This is a genomic window from Pseudomonas sp. Bc-h (assembly GCF_002080045.1).
Lineage (GTDB): Bacteria > Pseudomonadota > Gammaproteobacteria > Pseudomonadales > Pseudomonadaceae > Aquipseudomonas.
In genome coordinates this window covers 533,314-550,934 of record NZ_MUIN01000002.1, presented here as the reverse complement: position 1 = coordinate 550,934, position 17,621 = coordinate 533,314, and the positions used below count along the sequence as shown (strand labels likewise).

16 protein-coding genes and 1 riboswitch are annotated in these 17,621 nt (G+C 61.3%); of the genes, 5 read left to right on the top strand and 11 right to left on the bottom strand.

The window, feature by feature from the left end; translation table 11 throughout:
- Nucleotides 1-114: 114 nt before the first annotated feature.
- The 6 genes from BWR59_RS04505 to BWR59_RS04480 form a co-directional block, all read right to left on the bottom strand.
- Nucleotides 115-903, bottom strand: a complete 789-nt coding sequence (locus tag BWR59_RS04505) for an ABC transporter ATP-binding protein (protein WP_081564424.1) — start codon at nt 901-903, stop codon at nt 115-117.
- Nucleotides 900-1,931 carry an iron chelate uptake ABC transporter family permease subunit gene (locus tag BWR59_RS04500; RefSeq protein ID WP_081564423.1) on the bottom strand — a complete coding sequence of 344 codons (1,032 nt, stop codon included), beginning with the start codon at nt 1,929-1,931 and terminating at the stop codon, nt 900-902. The genes BWR59_RS04505 and BWR59_RS04500 overlap by 4 nt, the downstream gene beginning before the upstream one ends.
- Entirely contained in the window at nt 1,928-2,929 is a 1,002-nt protein-coding gene (locus tag BWR59_RS04495; RefSeq protein ID WP_081564422.1) for an ABC transporter substrate-binding protein, read from the bottom strand. The genes BWR59_RS04500 and BWR59_RS04495 overlap by 4 nt, the downstream gene beginning before the upstream one ends.
- A 139-nt stretch (nt 2,930-3,068) precedes the next feature.
- Nucleotides 3,069-3,267, bottom strand: a riboswitch (cobalamin riboswitch).
- A 38-nt stretch (nt 3,268-3,305) separates the two neighbouring features.
- The gene (locus BWR59_RS04490; RefSeq protein ID WP_081564421.1) at nt 3,306-4,031 is read right to left on the bottom strand and encodes an aspartate/glutamate racemase family protein; all 726 of its coding nucleotides are present in this window, start codon (nt 4,029-4,031) and stop codon (nt 3,306-3,308) included.
- A 23-nt stretch (nt 4,032-4,054) separates the two neighbouring features.
- Entirely contained in the window at nt 4,055-5,563 is a 1,509-nt protein-coding gene (locus tag BWR59_RS04485; protein ID WP_081564420.1) for an NCS1 family nucleobase:cation symporter-1, read from the bottom strand.
- Between the two features lie 279 nt (nt 5,564-5,842).
- Entirely contained in the window at nt 5,843-6,838 is a 996-nt protein-coding gene (locus BWR59_RS04480) for an aldo/keto reductase (RefSeq protein ID WP_081564419.1), read from the bottom strand.
- 200 nt (nt 6,839-7,038) lie between these two features.
- Between BWR59_RS04480 and BWR59_RS04475 the strand changes: the two genes are divergently transcribed.
- Together BWR59_RS04475 and BWR59_RS32345 are read left to right on the top strand one after the other, a co-directional pair.
- A complete protein-coding gene (locus BWR59_RS04475) occupies nt 7,039-7,596 on the top strand; it encodes an ATP-dependent Clp protease proteolytic subunit (protein WP_081564418.1) in 558 nt (185 codons plus the stop codon).
- 57 nt (nt 7,597-7,653) lie between these two features.
- Nucleotides 7,654-7,815: a hypothetical protein gene (locus BWR59_RS32345; protein ID WP_168184437.1), complete on the top strand. Its 162-nt coding sequence runs from the start codon at nt 7,654-7,656 to the stop codon at nt 7,813-7,815.
- Between the two features lie 72 nt (nt 7,816-7,887).
- Here BWR59_RS32345 and BWR59_RS04470 read toward each other — a convergent pair whose 3' ends face one another.
- The 4 genes from BWR59_RS04470 to BWR59_RS04455 all read right to left on the bottom strand — a co-directional run bounded on the left by BWR59_RS04470 (nt 7,888) and on the right by BWR59_RS04455 (nt 11,910).
- Nucleotides 7,888-8,088, bottom strand: coding sequence for a KGG domain-containing protein (locus BWR59_RS04470; RefSeq protein ID WP_081564417.1), 201 nt, complete (start codon nt 8,086-8,088; stop codon nt 7,888-7,890).
- 180 nt (nt 8,089-8,268) lie between these two features.
- Nucleotides 8,269-9,027, bottom strand: a complete 759-nt coding sequence (locus BWR59_RS04465; RefSeq protein ID WP_081564501.1) for an endonuclease/exonuclease/phosphatase family protein — start codon at nt 9,025-9,027, stop codon at nt 8,269-8,271.
- Between the two features lie 135 nt (nt 9,028-9,162).
- Nucleotides 9,163-10,377, bottom strand: coding sequence for an MFS transporter (locus BWR59_RS04460; RefSeq protein WP_081564416.1), 1,215 nt, complete (start codon nt 10,375-10,377; stop codon nt 9,163-9,165).
- A 183-nt stretch (nt 10,378-10,560) separates the two neighbouring features.
- Nucleotides 10,561-11,910: an MFS transporter gene (locus BWR59_RS04455; protein WP_081564500.1), complete on the bottom strand. Its 1,350-nt coding sequence runs from the start codon at nt 11,908-11,910 to the stop codon at nt 10,561-10,563.
- Between the two features lie 292 nt (nt 11,911-12,202).
- On the opposite strand from BWR59_RS04455, the gene quiC reads away from it, so the two are divergent.
- Together quiC and BWR59_RS04445 are read left to right on the top strand one after the other, a co-directional pair.
- A complete protein-coding gene (gene quiC, locus BWR59_RS04450) occupies nt 12,203-14,110 on the top strand; it encodes a 3-dehydroshikimate dehydratase QuiC (protein WP_081564415.1) in 1,908 nt (635 codons plus the stop codon).
- A gap of 90 nt (nt 14,111-14,200) precedes the next feature.
- Nucleotides 14,201-14,872 carry a TetR/AcrR family transcriptional regulator gene (locus BWR59_RS04445; RefSeq protein ID WP_081564414.1) on the top strand — a complete coding sequence of 224 codons (672 nt, stop codon included), beginning with the start codon at nt 14,201-14,203 and terminating at the stop codon, nt 14,870-14,872.
- A gap of 219 nt (nt 14,873-15,091) precedes the next feature.
- On the opposite strand, the gene BWR59_RS04440 is transcribed toward BWR59_RS04445, so the two are convergent.
- Complete coding sequence (locus BWR59_RS04440; RefSeq protein ID WP_081564413.1) at nt 15,092-15,955, bottom strand: shikimate dehydrogenase; 864 nt, start codon at nt 15,953-15,955, stop codon at nt 15,092-15,094.
- 234 nt (nt 15,956-16,189) lie between these two features.
- Between BWR59_RS04440 and BWR59_RS04435 the strand changes: the two genes are divergently transcribed.
- A complete protein-coding gene (locus BWR59_RS04435) occupies nt 16,190-17,584 on the top strand; it encodes a DHA2 family efflux MFS transporter permease subunit (protein ID WP_081564412.1) in 1,395 nt (464 codons plus the stop codon).
- Nucleotides 17,585-17,621 lie beyond the last annotated feature (37 nt).

The following is a 17,621-nucleotide window of genomic DNA, read 5'->3' as shown; positions in this document are numbered from 1 at the left end:
CGTAAACGGCCACCACGGCTGGCAGCGGGGTCGATCAGGACAGTGCGATGGGGTATGCAAAACCGTCTGATGGTATGCCAATATCGGCTGTGCTGGTGATTTCTTGAGAGGGAATCAGGCGGAACGCAAACGCAGAATCCGTGCGCCATCGAACGGATCGGTCAGCCAGTGCCCGACCACCCCGAACGTCGCGTGCAACCGCTCCGGCGTCAGCACCTCGAACGGCGAGCCCAGCGCCACCAACCGCCCGCCGTCCATCACTGCCAGCCGATCACAGGCCAGCGCCTGATTGAGATCATGCAGGGCGATCACGGTGGTGACCGGCAGTTGATGCACGAGCCGCAGAATAGATAACTGCTGCTGGATATCCAGGTGGTTGGTCGGCTCGTCCAGCAGCAATATCTGCGGCCGCTGCGCCAGGGCGCGGGCGATGTGCGCGCGTTGCCGTTCGCCGCCCGACAGCGTGTGCCATGGGCGGTGTTTGAGGTGTTGCAGGCTGACGTCGGTAATCGCCTGGTCGACGATAAGACGGTCGCGGTCACTCCAGGGCGCCAGTGCCGACAGCCAGGGCGTGCGCCCCAGTTCGACGGCTTGCTCCAGGCTGATGGAGTCGGTGGTCTCGGCGTGTTGTTCGACCACGGCCAGGCGTTGGGCGATCTCCCGCCGCTGCAACGCTGCGAACGGTCGACCATCCAGCCTCACCTCGCCCCAGGTGGGCCTGGCAATTCCTGCCAGCAGCCTGATCAACGTGGATTTACCCGAACCGTTGGGGCCGACGATGCCCAGGTTTTCACCGGGGCGAATGGTCAGGCTGACTTCCTTCAGCAACTGCGCGCCCTTGACGCAATAACTCAGGTGGCAGGCGCTGAGCAGGCTGCCGAGCAGATCGGTGCTGGCGTTCATCGTGTGCTATTCCCGCGAATGAGGATCAGGGCAAACACCGGCGCGCCCACCAGTGCGGTGATCACGCCGATGGGCAGCACCTGCCCCTTGATCAAGGTGCGTGAAAGCACGTCGGCAGCGACCAGAAACAACGCACCGCTCAAGGCGCTCAGGGGCAGCACACGTTCATGGCGCACGCCGGCGATCATGCGTATGGCATGGGGGATGACCAGGCCGACGAAGCCGATGGAGCCGACGATCGACACCATCACCGCCGTCACCAGCGCAGCAGTGGCGATCAGGATCGTCTGGACCCGCCGTACCGGAATGCCCAGCGATGCGGCGGAGTCTGCGCCAAACGTAAACGCGTCCAGGGAGCGGCGATGCCACAGACAGACCAGCAAGCCGAACAGCACCACCGGCACCGAAAGGCTCACCGACGACCAGCGCACGCCACTGAGATTACCCAGCAGCCAGAACATGATGCCTCGGGCCTGTTCGGCGTTGGCGGATTTGGTGATCAGAAACGAGGTCAGCGCGTTGAACAGCTGCGAGCCGGCGATGCCCGCCAGGATGATCTGACCTGCGGCGGTCTGCCCTCGCGACGAACGCGCGAGCAGCGCCACCAACGCGAAAGCGGCAATGGCCCCGACAAACGCGCCCGTGGACAGCGAAATCGCTCCGGCGCCCAGGCCAATGATCGCCACCAGCACCGCGCCGGTCGACGCCCCTGCGGAAATCCCCAGCAGATACGGATCGGCCAGCGGATTGCGCAGCAGCGATTGCAGGACCACACCGGATATCGCCAGCCCCGCGCCACACGCCGCCGCGACGATGGCCCGGGTCAGGCGGTAGTTCCAGACAATGCCTTCGTCGATGGGGTCCAGCGGATAGCCGGCGGTCCATAGCTTGTTCGCCAGCACCTTGAGAATCACCGGCAAGCTGATCGACGTCTCGCCGATGGCGACGCCCGCAATGATCGCCAGCAACAATGCGGCGCTGACCCAAAACCCGTGGCCCAGCCAGCGCCGCACGCTCGAAGAAATCATTGCGCCTGGGTAGCCTTGGCCAGTTGCTCGATGCCGTCGAACAGGCGAACGCTTGATTCCATGGCGCTGGCGTCCATGATCACGATGCGGTTGTTCTTCACGGCGTCCATGTTGCGGGTGACCGGGTCGGACCTGAGGAAGGCCAGTTTTTTCTCGTGGTCGTCAGCGGGGAAGCGACGGCGGTCCATCCGCGCGATCACCAGAATGGTCGGGTTGGCCTTGGCGATGGTTTCCCAGCCCACGGTCGGCCATTCCTCGTCGGAATCGATAATGTTGCGCATGCCCAGGGTGTCGAGCATGAAATTCGGAATGCCTTTGCGGCCAGCGACATACGGGTCGGTGTTGAGGTCGGGACTGGAGAACCAGAACACCGCCGACACAGGCTTGCTGTGGTGGGTCTTGGCCTGCTCGACGGCGTTGGCGAGCCGGTCTTTGTAGCCGGCAATCAGCTGTTGGCCGCGGTCCTGCACATCGAATATCTCGGCGATCTGCACGATGCTTTTGTACAGCGTGGCGATGCGGAATGCCTCAAGACGAGTGCCGTCGGCACCGACCAGATTGTTCTTGCCCTCGCAATCGGAGGGCAGGATGTACGTTGGAATCTTCAGGTCGTGAAACTGCTCGCGGGTGGCGACCGCACCTTGCGGACCGACCATCCATTCGAACTGCACCGGTACGAAATCGGGACGCTTGGCGATCACCGACTCAAAGCTCGGCGCGTTGTCCGCCAGGCGCTCGATTTTTGCGTTGGTGTCCTTGTATGGCGGCAGGACCTCGTTGAACCACAACGACGTGCCGACCACCTCTGAACTCAAACCGAGGGAATACAGCATTTCAGTCGCGGCCTGGCCAATGGTCACTGTTTTGTGTAGAGCCTGGGCGAAAGTCAGTGGCAGACCGCAGTTGTCAACGGTCAACGGGTAGTGAGTCGGGGCGGCGAGGGCAGTGGTCGACAGCGTCAGACCGGTGATCAGCAAGGCAAGGCGGCGCAGCGACATGAAGGGCTTCTCCAGTGAACCTGTTGGCCGACAGGGCTGGCACTGGAAAGCACATCCCGACTCGCCGCCGCCAAGGCTGGGCAAGTGCAGATCACGCATGAAAAACGTGCACGGGTGTCCTTCCCGGACACCCCGCCGGTAGTGATTGACGCTTGCCGGCAGGTCTCCTGACTGGCGCGTCATCGCCATGCTCCGGCCTTCCCGGGGTAACCCAGTGGCAATCGTGAAGCAGGGCTCAGCGCCTACAGTTGCGGGGACAGTTCCGTTTGAGCCGTGTAGCGCAGGGCTCGCGGATTCCCTATTAATTCCCAGTGGAAACCGGCGGCGGGGATACTAAACGATTTGCGCCACACCGGCGAATCTTCGAGGCCTAGGGTCAATCGAAACGCAACGGCCAGCCCACGACCTTCTTTGGACGCGGCGTCGCATAGGTGCGGACCTTGGACGTCTTGAGCCCCAACCGCACCAACGATTCGGCCAGCGCCACTGCGGCCGTCACGCCGTCGACCACCGGCACACCGGCGCGGTCGCGAATCATCTGATCCAGCCCGGCCATGCCGCCGCATCCGAGGCAGATCACCTCGGCCTTGTCCTTGTTCACGGCTTCCACTGCCTGCTCGGCGATGGCTTCCAGCGCGCGGTCAGGCATTTCTTCCAGTTCCAGCACGCTCATGCCGCTGGCGCGAACCGAGGCGCAGCGCTCGTAGACGCCTGCGAGCTTCAGCCGGTCCTCGATCAACGGCACGGCGCGATCGAGCGTGGTCACGACCGAGTACTTGTGGCCCAGCAGCATGGCCAGGCTCGCGGCGGCCTCGGTAATGTCCACCACCGGAACCTCGAGCAACTCCTGCAAACCCTCGCGGCCATGCTCGCCATAACCCGCCTGGATCACTGCATCGTATGGCTGATCGTAGGACAGCACGCGGTCCATCACGGCAATCGCCGCCAGATAGCTTTCGAAATTGCCCTCCACCGACTCCGCACCGAAGCGCGGGGTCAGGCCGATGATCTCGGTGCCGGGGGATGCGACACTGCGCGCCTGTTCGGCGATGGTCTGGGTCATCGACTGGGTGGTGTTCACGTTGACGATCAAAATGCGCATGGGTGGAAGTCTCTCGCTTGCGTTCAATGCTGGGTATCTTGCACGGCAATGGCCTCGCCACTGACGTCTTTGAAGGTTTTACGACGGTCGGCCAGCAGCAGGTACAGCGCTGCGCCAATGGCCGCGCCCATCAGCCAGGAAAACGGCGACACCGATTCGAAGGCCGGCAGCAGGGCGGTGACGGTCGAAATGATCGCCGCTGGAATGAACGCCCAGACCGCTCGCAGGTTGACCCCGCGGGAGTAGTGATAGGCGCCTTTCGGATCTTCGGTATACAACTGCGGAACATTCACTCGTCCCTTGCGCAGCAGCCAGTAGTCGGCGGTGATCACCCCGTACAGCGGGCCGAGCAGGGCGCCAAGGCCCGACAGAAAATACACGATCACCACCGGGCTGTTGTAGAGATTCCACGGCAGAATCAGCACCGCTACAGTAGCGCTGAGCATCCCGGCGCGGCGGAAGGTCAGGTATCGCGGCGCCAGGCTGCTGAGCACGAAGGCCGGGGCGACGAAGTTGGCCATGATGTTCACGGCGACAGTCACGATCAGGAACGCCAGGCAGCCCAGCGCCAGAAAGAAGGTATTAGGGATGGTCTTGATGATGTCGGTGGGGCTTTCGATGATCTGGCCGTTGATGGAAAACTGCGCGCCACAGATGATCACGGTGATGAAAGCGAACAGCAGCACGTTCACCGGCAGGCCCCAGAAGTTGCCTTTGCGGATGGTCTTCTTGCTCGGGGCCGAACGGGAGAAGTCACAGAAATTCAGAATCAGCGTGCCGTAGATCGCCAGCCACAGGGCGCTGCCGGCGAAAATGCTGCGCCACATCTGCACGCCTTCCAGAGGCGCCTTGGTCGACCAGGCGATCTGGCCATTGGCCTGGGTGAACATCCACACGGCGAGGCTGGCCACGGTGAGCAGAATCACCGGGCCGGCGAACGCTTCGTAGCGTCGAACCATTTCCATGCCGTAGGCCAGAATCACGAACTGCACCACCCAAATGCTCAGGAAACACAGCCACCCGAGGGAGGAAAGACCCAGCCAGGCGTCGTGATCGTATTCGGCTAACGCGGGATCCAGCGCGGTCAGCAACACCCGCAGTACCACCGAGGCCAGATAGGTCTGAATGCCGAACCAGGCAATGGCGATCACCGCGCGGATCAGCGCGGGAATCTGCGCCCCGAAAATACCCAAGCTGACGCGACTGATAACGGGGAACGGCACCCCTGTCTTCTGGCCCATATCACCCGTCAGGTTCATGCACAGATAGACCAACACAGCGCCGATTGCCAGCGACAGCATGATTTGCCAGCCCCCAAGGCCCAGCGCATAAAGGCCGATGGCGAAGGAGTAGTTGGCAAGATTGTGTACATCATTGGTCCACAGAGCAAAGATACTGTATCCACCCCATGTCCTGCCCTCGGTTTTGCTGGGCGCTAGATCTTTGTTGTAAAGGCGGGGGCTGAGCGCCGGATGGTCGGCGAAAGAGGCACGGGCGGCGAGGGCTGGATCGAGGGTGTTGTCTACGGGCATGTTCAACAATCTCCGGCGCTATTTGTATTTGTTTTTGTATACAGTGCGCTGGCAAGACTAACTGAAATGACAGATGAGTCAACGAAGAGGTTACAGATTCGGGGATTTCAGATGTAAGGATGCGGTGAGGGCAATGATGGTTTCGGGTAAAGAAAGGAGGTCGTGTGGACGGGCGCTTGCTCGCGAAGTTGCCAGCACAGGCACCACTCTACTGTGCGCCAGACCTCTTCGCGAGCAGGCTCCCTCCCTCAGAGAGGGGCTTGTTCAGATGAATCGCATTCAGTCCTTCATCGGCACAGGCGCCTGAGGTGCAATGAACCCCTGATCACGCATTGCCTGCCAGAAACCGTGCGGCACTTGCGCATTGAGGGCCGCAACATCCTCTGCAATCCGCGACGGACGGCTCGCGCCCGGAATCACCGCCGCGACCAGTGGGTTGGCGAGCACGAACTGCAACGCCGCCGATTTGATGTCGACCTGGTACTGGCGAGCGATTTCCTGAATGTGCGCGACCTTGTCGAGCATCGCCTGGGGTGCGTCCTGATACTCGAAATGCTTGCCGCCCACCAGCACGCCGGAGCTGTAAGGGCCGCCGACGATGAACTCGGCGTTGTGCTCGCGGGCCTTGGCGAACAGGCGTTGCAGCGGCTGATCGTGATCCAGCAGCGAATAACGGCCAGCCAGCAGAAACCCGTCGGGTTGCGCTTCGGTCAGATCGAGGGTCAGCTCACAGGGTTCGACGCGATTGACGCCCAACCCCCAGGCCTTGATCACGCCTTCTTCGCGCAGGCGGGTGAGGGTGCGGAAAGCGCCTTTGCGGGCCACGTTGAAGTGTTCGATCCAGTCGTCGCCGTGGGCGTCCTGGGCGACGTCGTGAACGAACACGACGTCCAGCCGGTCGGTGCCGAGCCGCTCAAGGCTGGCGGCGATGGAGCGCATCGTGGCGTCGGCGGAGTAATCGGTGATGATCTTGTTTTTCAGGCCGTAGCTGAACGGACCGCTGGCGGCTTCGGCGTTCAATTCATCGGAGATCAGGCGGCCGATCTTGGTGCTGAGGGTGTATTGATCCCGAGGCACATGGGCCAGCGCCTTGCCCAGCCGTTGCTCGGACAGGCCCGCGCCATAGATCGGCGCCGTGTCGAAATAGCGAATGCCCTGGTCCCAGGCCGATTGCACGGTTGCAGCGGCTTCCTCTTCGCTGATTTCACGAAACATATTGCCCAGTGGCGCGGCGCCGAAGCCGAGGCGGCCGATGATCTTGTCGTGCAGACTCATGAAGGTGTCCTGTCTGGGGTCATGGGAGAGCCGCGCTGGCGTGACTGCAAGGTAAGGTGGATCGCGCGGCGTTCAGTACTGATCGTTGATTGAAGCAGGAGTTCGTCGGTTGTGAGTCCCGGTCGCCATGCAACTTTTCAAGGCCCCAAGGCTTCCAACCTTTCAGGCCGCGTCGATTATCGGGAAAGGGAGGGCAGTAGATGAGCGAGCACATCGTCCACTTCCATTGTGGGGTCGATCAGACCAGCACTGAGCATTTCCGTGACCGCTGCCTGGAAGCCATCGGCAAGGGCGCCACCGGTCTGCTGCTGAACCTGTCCACGGCAGGCGGCAGTACTGCGCTGGGGTTCACGATCTACAACTTTCTCAAATCGCTGACGGTGCCAATTCGCGCACTCAACAGCGGCAATATCGAGTCCATGGGCATCGTCATCTACCTTGCGGCGCAGGAGCGGATTGCCTGCCCTCATTCGCGATTCCTGATTCACCCCATGACCTGGTATTTCAGCCAAAGCTCGGTCGATCATTCCAGGATGCGCGAATACCTGCGCAGCCTGGACAACGACCTGCAGCGCTACGTGAACATCTACTTGAGTGAAACCGAGGGCGCCGCGCATCCGCTGGACATCGGACGCTGCCTGTCAGCGGAAGAAAAAGTCATTCGCGCCGAAGACTCCCTGGGCTGCGGCATCGCCCATCGCGTCGAGCAGCTGCAGTTTGCCGACGACGCGGTGCACTGGACCGTCAGCGGCAGCTAAGCTCAACCTGTGAAACCGGGTCGTGACCGGCCCAGCTTGAATAAAGAGGAAACTGCCATGCACACCGATTCGCACAAGACCCCGGACACCGCACCCCAGCGCGCGACTCAGGCGCAAGAAGACGTAGAAGTGGACGTCGATAACGACCCCGGCAATGAAGACCCCGGGTCTCAGTTCGACCGGGACGCGACTGTGCCTCTGATCGATCCGGATAAATGAGAGAAGTGATTGCCTGACATGAAAGAGCGAGAGCTTTCGCCCTCGCTCGCTGCGCTGATCAACGAGAGTCGATCAGGATTTACGGCCTGCGCCGCCTTGTGGCATTTGACCACCTTTTTTGCTGGCGTCGTCGCGTTTCGCGTCTGACGTTTTTTGCCGGTCGTTAGCGACATTGCTGCCACCCGAAGCCTGGCCGCCTTTTTTGCCTGCGTCGGAGGCTTTCTGGCGATCGTTGGCGAAGTTGCCAGGGTTCGATTTTCCGGTGTTAGCCATGATTACGTACCTCTTGTTATGAGAAGGGCGAGTCATGTGGCTCGCATTATCTGGGATGAAACAAGCGGCACTTGGTTTAAACAATCGGCCACTTACCGGACAAACGGATGATGGCGGGATGGGATCAATTGCCCAGTTCATCTGACAGTTGCGAACACGATTGCAACGCAGCGCGCCACCTCACATATGCACTTCGACTGCCAGGGGCAAATGGTCGGACAGATGCGTCCACGGGCGCGTGCCGAGGATTTTCGGGTTGTGGCTGGTGGCGTTGCGCAGGTAGATGCGGTCCAGCCGCAGCAACGGGAAGCGCGCCGGGTAGGTCTTCGCCAGCCGCCCGAGATTGTGTTCGAACGCTTCATGCAGGTACTGGCAGCGGCCTAGGCGCTTGTTGCCCTGCAACTGCCAGTCATTGAAGTCGCCGGCGATCACCACCGGCGCGTGCTCGGGTAGCGAATCCAGCAGTGAACACAGCAAGTCCAGCTGCAACTGACGGTGGCTTTCCAGCAGGCTCAGGTGGACGCAGATCGCATGCACCTCCTCATGCCCCGGCACTTGAAGCACGCAATGCAACAGGCCGCGACGTTCGGGGCCGGTGATCGAGACATCCAGATTGCGGTAATGCAGGATCGGGTACTTGGACAGCAGCGCGTTGCCGTGGTGGCCGTCCGGGTACACCGCATTACGGCCGTAGGCAAAATCGCTCCACATGCTGTCGGCGAGAAATTCGTACTGCGACATCACCGGCCAGTCGTGATAGCGGGCCGCATGGCGATCATGGCCGCCGAGGACTTCCTGCAGAAACACCAGATCGGCGCCGGTACTGCGTACCGCTTCGCGCAACTCGGGCAGGATGAAGCGACGGTTCAGCGCGGTGAAGCCCTTGTGGGTATTGACGGTCAGCACCCGCAGGCGGTGAACATCGCGCGTGCCGGCCATGTTCAAGGGCGGGACACTGATGCCGGAAGGGTCGCAGGTCACTTGCACGCTCCTGTGCAAAGGGGATGTGCTATTTCCGACCGATGCGGGTTCCGGCAGTTCAGCTTTTTCTGGCTGAATCTGACCGCGGCTTGATCACAGCCGCGTGTCTACGGCGGGACGTCGCGCCAGCAGCAGCGTCAGGCCCAGCGCGAGAATCGACAGCAGCGCTGCGAAAAAGAAAATCCAGCCGTAACCCATGCCCAGTGCGATAGCGCCCATCAACGGGCCGGAGATCGCCAGTGCCAGATCGAAGAACACGGCATAGGCGCCAAGGCCGGCGCCACGGCTGCTGTTGGGTACCTGCTTGATCGCCTCCACGCCAATGGCCGGATAGACCAGAGACAGGCCAAAACCGGTCAGACCCGCGCCGATCAAGGCCACCGTGGTGGTGGGCGAAAGCCACAGCAGGGTCAGGCCGATGGTCTCCACCGACATGCAGGTGATCGCCGAGCGGAAGCCGCCGAAACGGGTGATCGCATTGATGAAGAACAGCCGCGCCGCGATGAAGCAGACGCCGAACACGGTCAGGCACCACGCCGCGCCTTCCCACCCGCGGTTGACGTAATACAGGGTGATGAAGGTGGTCAGGGTGCCGTAGCCGATGGACGACAGCGTCAGACTCAGACCATAGGGCGCGACTCGCCCGAAGACCGACCAGAACGCCATGCGCTCACCCCGAACCACGGGAACCGGTGGCTTGTTGCGAATCAGCAGCAGCGCGCCAGCCGAAAGTACCGTAAGTACCAGCCCCAGGCTGACGAAGCCCAGCGCGTCGACCATCACCACGCCCAACGGCGCACCGATGGCAATGGCGCCATAAGAGGCGATGCCGTTCCAGGAAATCGACCGGGCCGTGTGTTCCGCGCCCACTTGGCCGATGCACCAACTGATGGTGCCGACGCCGATCAGCCCCTGAGAGCCGCCGAGGATCAGCCGGGCGATGACCAGAATCACCAGACTGGCACTGGCGAAACTCTCCAGCAGGATGGCCACGACCGTCAGCACGCCACTCAATGCGATCCCTGTCAGCCCGTAAACGATGGCCCGTTTGGTGCCGATGGTGTCGCATATCCGGCCAGCCACCGGCCGGCTGAGCAACGTCGCCAGGTACTGTGAACCGATCACCAGACCCGCCACCACGGCGCTGAAACCGAGCTGGTTATGCACGTAGCCGGGCATGACGGCGATCGGCAGGCCGATGCACAGGAAGGCGACGAAGGTATAGAAAACGATGGAAACGATTTGCAGAGTAATCGCCATGGAGCTGGCGTTATGGGGCGGCGTATCGGGCGGCAGGGCGGCAGACATGGGACTCTTCGCTGGAGCGGTGGGAGTGCGTCATCATCGCCCGTGATGCAGAGAAATGAAAGCAGGCTAACGAGTTATAACGCGGTCGGACATTCTTCAGCTGCCCGGCGACTTCGGTAAACCCCGAACAATAAAAAAGGCCGCACGATCACGCGTGCAGCCTTCTGGGTTGGCTTCGTCAACTCACTCGCTGGCAACTTCCACTTTGCGCGGTGCCATGAAGTACAGCCAGGTCAGGGCGATGAAATACATCGCCGGGATCAGGGTGAACAACACGTTGTAGTTGTTGTTGGTCGCAGTCAGCACCGCACCGACGATCTGGGTCATGAACATGCCGCCAATCGCCGCGCACATTCCGCCGAAACCGAAGACAGTACTCATCATGTGCTTGGGCGTGTAATCCATCACCAGGCTCCAGATGTTCGCGGTCCAGGCCTGATGCGCGCCGACCGCCAGCGCGATGGCCAGTACCGCCACCCACAAGCCGCTGGCATTGGCGGCGAACACCACGCAAATGATGGTCAAGGCGAAGATCAGCATCGACAAAAGACGCGAGGTGGTCGCCCGCATGCCACGGCCGATCAGCCACGACGACAGGATGCCACCACCGATGCTGCCGAAGTCGGCGGTCAGCCAGATCAGGATCAGCGGAATGCCCATCTGGGTCACGCTGATGCCCAGGTTGTATTGCTGATTGAGGAACGGTGGAAGCCAGTACAGGTAGAACCAGAACACCGGCGCCGTCATGGCATAGGCCAGGGCGAAGGCCCAGGTGCCGCGCATTTTCAGGATCTGCGAGAACGGCACCTTTACTTGAGCAGGCTCCGGCTCGCCGGCCTGATTGATGTAGTCGAGCTCACTCTGGCGAACCGTCGGATGCTCTTCAGGGTTGAAGTACTTCAGGCGCCACACGATCACCCATATCAGACCCAGCGAGCCCATGCAGATAAACGCAGCCTGCCAGCCCCAGACGGTCAGGATCAGCGGCAGCAGCGCAGGGGTGACCATCGCGCCGACGTTGGTCCCGGCATTGAAGATCCCGGTGGCCACGGCGCGCTCGCCAGCGGGGAACCACAGGCGGGTGGTCTTGACGCAGGCGGGGTAGTTGGCGGCTTCGGTCAGCCCAAGAATGAAGCGACAGACCATGAAGCCCGCTGCCGAGGTCGCCAGGCCATGGGCGCCTGTCGCGAAGCTCCAGAGCAACACCGCGAGGAAGAACGCGCGCTTGACCCCGACTTTGTCGATGAACCGACCCTGCAACAGAAAGCCGACGGCGTAGCCGACCTGAAACCAGAAATTGATGTTGGCGTAATCCATGGCGGTCCAGCTCATCTGCTTGGCCAGGATCGGTTGCATCACGCCTAGTGCGGCGCGGTCGATGTAGTTCAGGGTGGTGGCGAAGAACACCAGGGCCAGCATGCCCCAGCGGGTCTTGCCGACAGCGAGGGCGCCGCGGATCTTTTCACCGATCCCGGCATGAGGATGCACAGGGGTGGCTGCGGCCGGCGCAGGCGAAGCAGGGTATGAGCGCATGAGCATTTAACCTGTCTTGGAATTGTTATGGTTTTGTCTGTTTATCGCTACACCGATGTAAGGCGGCATCGGCTGAAACGGTGTTCCTTGTCCGACAATGTGGAGATGATGGTGGAGCGCGTCGGCAGGAGCGTCAATTGACTCAAAACGCTTTTGGGCGATTATCGAACACAAAACTAACCGGTCCGTACATTTAAATTGCGGTGACAGGATACCGGGAGAATAATCGCTTTAACACCTGAGCATCAGCTGAAGAACTGTCCGCCGGGTGCAATCAACCAGGAGTCAGAACATGCAGCGTTCGATTGCCACCGTATCCTTGAGCGGTACCCTGCCGGAAAAACTCGAAGCCATTGCCGCGGCCGGCTTCGATGGCGTGGAGATCTTTGAAAACGACCTTCTTTACTACGATGGCAGCCCGCGCAACGTACGGCAGATGTGCGCCGACCTCGGCATCGCCATCACCTTGTTCCAGCCGTTTCGCGATTTCGAGGGGTGCCGACGCGATCGCCTGCAACGCAACGTCGACCGCGCCGAGCGCAAGTTTGACCTGATGCAGGAACTGGGCACCGACCTGGTCCTGGTGTGCAGCAACACGGCAGCCGACTCCCTGGGCGATGAAAACATCCTGCTGGACGATCTGGCACTGCTGGCCGAACGGGCCGGCGCTCGCCAGCTGCGAGTGGGTTATGAAGCCCTGGCCTGGGGCCGCCATGTGAACACCTGGCAGCAGGTGTGGAACCTGGTGCGCCAGGTGGATCATCCGGCCCTCGGCGTGCTGCTGGACAGTTTTCACACGCTGTCGCTCAAGGGCGACCCGAGCGCCATCGCCGAGATTCCGGGTGACAAGATATTCTTTGTGCAGATGGCCGATGCGCCGGTGCTGGCGATGGACGTGCTGGAGTGGAGTCGGCATTTTCGCTGCTTCCCCGGCCAGGGCGAATTCGATCTGCCGGGTTTCCTCGCACCGATTCTGAAGAGCGGTTACACCGGCCCCCTGTCGCTGGAAATTTTCAACGACGGATTCCGCGCGGCGCCCACTCGCGCCAATGCTGCCGACGGCCTGCGTTCGCTGTTGTATCTGGAAGAGAAGACCCGCCTGCTGCTTAAGCGCGAAGAACGTGCCGTTGAGCCAGAGTTGCTGTTCAGCCCGCCTGCGGCCGGCACTTATGATGGCGTCGAATTCCTCGAGTTCGCAGTGGACGACGCTCAAGGTGCGCGTCTGACGGGCTGGCTGGAAAACCTCGGTTTCGCCAAACTGGGGCAGCATCGCTCCAAGGCCGTGAGCTTGCTGGGGCAGGGCGACATCAAGATCGTGCTCAACGCCGAGCCTTACTCTTTCGCCCACAGCTTCTTCGAATCCCATGGCCCGTCGCTGTGCGCCACGGCATTGCGGGTCGAAAACGGCAACGCCGCGCTGGAGCGTGCGCGGCAATACAAGGGCCAGCCGTATCGTGGGCTGGTGGGACCCAACGAGCGGGAAATCCCGGCGGTACGCGCGCCGGATGGCAGCCTGATCTACCTGGTCGAGCCTTCTGCGCCGGGCCATTCGATCTACGACAGCGATTTCAATGTCACCGCTCAGGCGCCGACAAGCGCTGGTTTGCAGCGAATCGACCACATGGCGATGGCACTGCCAGCCGACAGTCTCGACAGCTGGGTGCTGTTCTATAAAACCCTGCTGGATTTCGAGGCCGACGACGAAGTGGTGTTGCCCGACCCGTATGGCCTGGTGAAAAGCCGGGCGCTGCGCAGCCGCTGCAGTACCGTGCGCCTGCCGCTGAACATCTCGGAAAACCGCAACACGGCCATTTCCCACGCGCTGTCCAGTTACCGGGGTTCGGGCGTGCACCACATCGCGTTTTCCTGCGACGACATCTTCGCCCAGGTGGCGCGGGCGAAAGAGGCGGGCGTGCAGTTGCTGGACATCCCCCTCAACTATTACGACGACCTGGCGGCACGCTTCGATTTCGACGACGAATTCCTCAGCGAGCTGGCGTATTACAACGTGCTGTACGACCGCGATGCCAACGGCGGCGAGCTGTTTCACGTGTACACCGAAGCGTTCGACGACCGGTTTTTCTTCGAGATCCTGCAGCGCAAGAACGGCTATGTCGGATACGGCGCGGCCAACGTCGCGGTGCGTTTGGCGGCGATGGCCAAGTCCCGCAGCGGGGCGTCGCGGCAGGCGAGACTCTGATCGGCTGAGGGCCATACTGGCATATGCCACTTCCGTAACGCGGCGGTGCGGCTCATAATCGCGGGATTCCACCGTGGTCGTGAGCCAAGCATGAAAAATGTCGACGACACCCTCGCCGAAGCGCCCGTAGAGGCGCCACGCAAGAGCCGCAAGAACAATCCGGAAAAAACCCGCGACGGCATCCTTCAGGCGGCCGTCGCCGAGTTCGTCGCCCAAGGCCTGTCAGGCGCCAGGGTCGACGCCATCGCCGAACGCACGCAAACCTCCAAGCGGATGATCTACTACTACTTCAACAGCAAGGAGCAGCTGTATACGGAGGTACTGGAGAAGTTGTACGGCGACATCCGCAACACCGAAAGCAGCCTGAAACTCGACGTGCTGGCGCCGATGGAGGCGATTCAGCGGCTGGTCGAGTTCACCTTCGATCACCATGACCGCAACGTCGATTTCGTGCGAATCGTCTGCATCGAAAACATCCACAACGGCGACAACGTCAAGCAGTCGCCCACGATTCGCGCGCTGAGTCAGCACGTCTTGCAGGCGCTGGACGAAACGCTCCGACGTGGTGAGGAAGAAGGGATCTTTCGTCCGGGCGTGCAGGCGGTGGATCTGCACATGCTGATCAGCTCGTTCTGCTTCTATCGCGTCTCCAACCGCCACACCTTCTCGGAGATCTTCCAGATCGAACTGGAAGACCGCGAAGTGAAAGATCGCCACAAGGCGATGATCAGCGATTCGGTGACGCGTTATCTGGCGCCTTGAAACAAATCGTCTGCAAGGCCTGTAGCTGCCGTCGCTGCCGTCGTGACCTCCGGCGTCTCCCACAGGGACGGCGAAAACTTCCAGAGCCGCGTTCGCTTTTGATCTTGCTTTTAAGCGCGCTAGCCGCCGTTCGGCCAAGGATGGCAGGTCGACGGCGTGTCCCCGGAGCAATTACCACTGCGCCACCACCGGCAGGCCTAACCGCCACAGATGTTTATCTCAGTCATCCAACGACCGAAAAAACGCCTGCATCCGCTCGGCATCGGCCTTTTCCCCGGTGAACAGCTCAAACGCCTTGACCGCCTGAAACACCGCCATCGTGCTGCCGTCCAGCGTACGGCAGCCCAACCGACGAGCGTGGGCGAGCAGTTCAGTTTCCAGCGGAAAATAAATGATCTCGGCAACCCACAACTGCGCGCGCAGCAACTCTGGTGGCAATGGCGTACCTGGGAGCTTGGTCATCCCCACCGGCGTGGTATTGACCAGTCCGTCAGCCTTGGCCATGGCCGTCGGGAGATCATGACCGACCTGCGCACGGCCGGCGCCGAAATGAGCGTTCAAGTTGTCGACCAGACTTTGTGCCCGGGCCGGGTCAACCTCGAAAATACTCAGCTGTTCAACGCCTTCGCTGAGCAGCGCATGGGCCACCGCGGCGCCAGCACCGCCCGCGCCCAGCTGCACGACCCGGCCGCGTGAGACATCTCCCAATCCTCGCCGGAACCCTTCGGCAAACCCCAGACAATCGGTGTTATGGCCAATGCGCTTGCCATCCTTGAACACCACCGTGTTCACCGCGCCGATGCAGCGCGCTTCCTCGGATAACTCGTCGAGCAGCGGCAACACCGCCTGTTTGCACGGGAACGTGATGTTCAGACCCGTGAAACCGCAGCGCTGGGCGCCATCGACCAGTTGCGGCAAGGCGGTGATGTCGAGTCTCAGGGCGTCCAGATCGATAATTCGGTAGAGATAGCGCATGCCCTGCGCATCACCTTCGTGCTCATGCAATGAGGGCGTGCGGGAGGCTTGAATGCCAGCGCCGATAAGACCCGCGAGAATGGAAGGTTGTTTAGCGTTAGACGTCATGGCGATCCGCTCTTGTTATTCGGCTGCTCAGGGAAGGGTGGCAGACATGATCAAAATGTACCAGATAGTTAATTCTATAGAAGCCCTGAGTATCGGCGCCTTGAGCAATCCGTTCGATAATCGAACGATTCATTTTTGCCTTCGCTGATGAGGCGATTCCGCGCTGCGCGAAACAGTTTGAAACAGGTACCCTAGAGCGCTGCTGCCACGGAATAAAAACAAGGAAATGCGCTGATGTCGCAACGCCAATCGACGCTGATCGCTCTGCTGGTGGCGGTCACGTTTTTCATGGAAAACCTCGACGCCACGGTGATCGCCACCGCATTGCCGCAAATGGCCAAGACCTTTGGCGTCGCCGCCGTGGACCTCAACATCGGCATGAGCGCCTACATGCTGGCGATCGCGGCATTCATCCCCATCAGCGGCTGGCTGGCCGACCGCCTGGGGTCACGGCTGGTGTTTGGCAGCGCAATCGTCCTGTTCACCGTTTCGTCGCTGCTGTGTGGCATCAGCACCAGCCTCGATGCCTTTGTCGCCGCCCGGGTCCTGCAAGGCATCAGTGGGGCAATGATGGTCCCGGTGGGGCGTCTGGCGGTGATGCGCGCCACCGAGAAGAAGGATCTGGTGCGGGTGATTTCGCTGATCACCTGGCCCGGCCTGGTGGCGCCAGTGCTGGGCCCGCCATTGGGAGGCTTCATCGTCACCCATGCGTCATGGCCATGGATTTTCTATCTCAATCTGCCCTTGGGCCTGCTGGCGCTGATCGCCACCTGGGTGCTGATCCCCAAGCGAAACGAAGTCAGCCAGCGCGCTTTCGATGTGCTCGGTTTCATCCTGCTCGGCGTCGCCTGCACGGCACTTCTGTACGGCATGGAGATGCTCGGCCAGGGCCGCTCCAGCCAATGGCCGGGGCTATTGCTCACCAGCGTCGGCGTGATCAGCGGTGCGTTGGCCTGGGCGCACATGCGCAGGCGCAGCGAGCCGCTGATGAACGTCAGCGTGATCGGCATTCGCACCTTCAGCGTCAGCCTGTTCGGCGGGTCGCTGTTTCGGATCGCCATCAGCACCTTGCCGTTTCTGCTGCCGTTGATGTTCCAGCTGGGGTTCGGTTTGTCGGCATTCGATTCGGGTCTGCTGGTGCTCGGCGTGTTCGCCGGCAACCTGGCGATTAAACCGTTCACCAGCGCAATCATGCAGCGCTGGGGCTTCCGGCCGGTGCTGATGGTCAACGGTGTCATCGGTGTGCTCGCCATAGCGGCCTGTGCGTTGCTCAATGAACAGATGGACTGGGCATCGATTCTGCTGATCCTGTTCATCGGCGGACTGTCCCGCTCGATGCAATTCACCGCGTTCAATACCCTGGGCTTCGCCGATGTGCCCAAGGCGCAGATGAGCGACGCGTCGACCATGTTCAGCATGTTTTTCCAGCTGAGCATGGGGCTGGGCGTAGCCGTCGCCGCTTTGCTGCTGCGTGGCTCGATGTATCTGCATGGCAACGATGGCCAGGCGGTCACCGGGGATTTCCAGCTGACGTTCCTCCGGGTAGCGCTGATTGCCCTGCTGGCGTTGCTGGATAACCGACGCCTGTCTGCCGAGTCCGGCGCGGCGGTGTTGCAGCGCAAGACCTGACAATGAACTGTTTTGGCTAAACGAGGTGCGGCAAGTC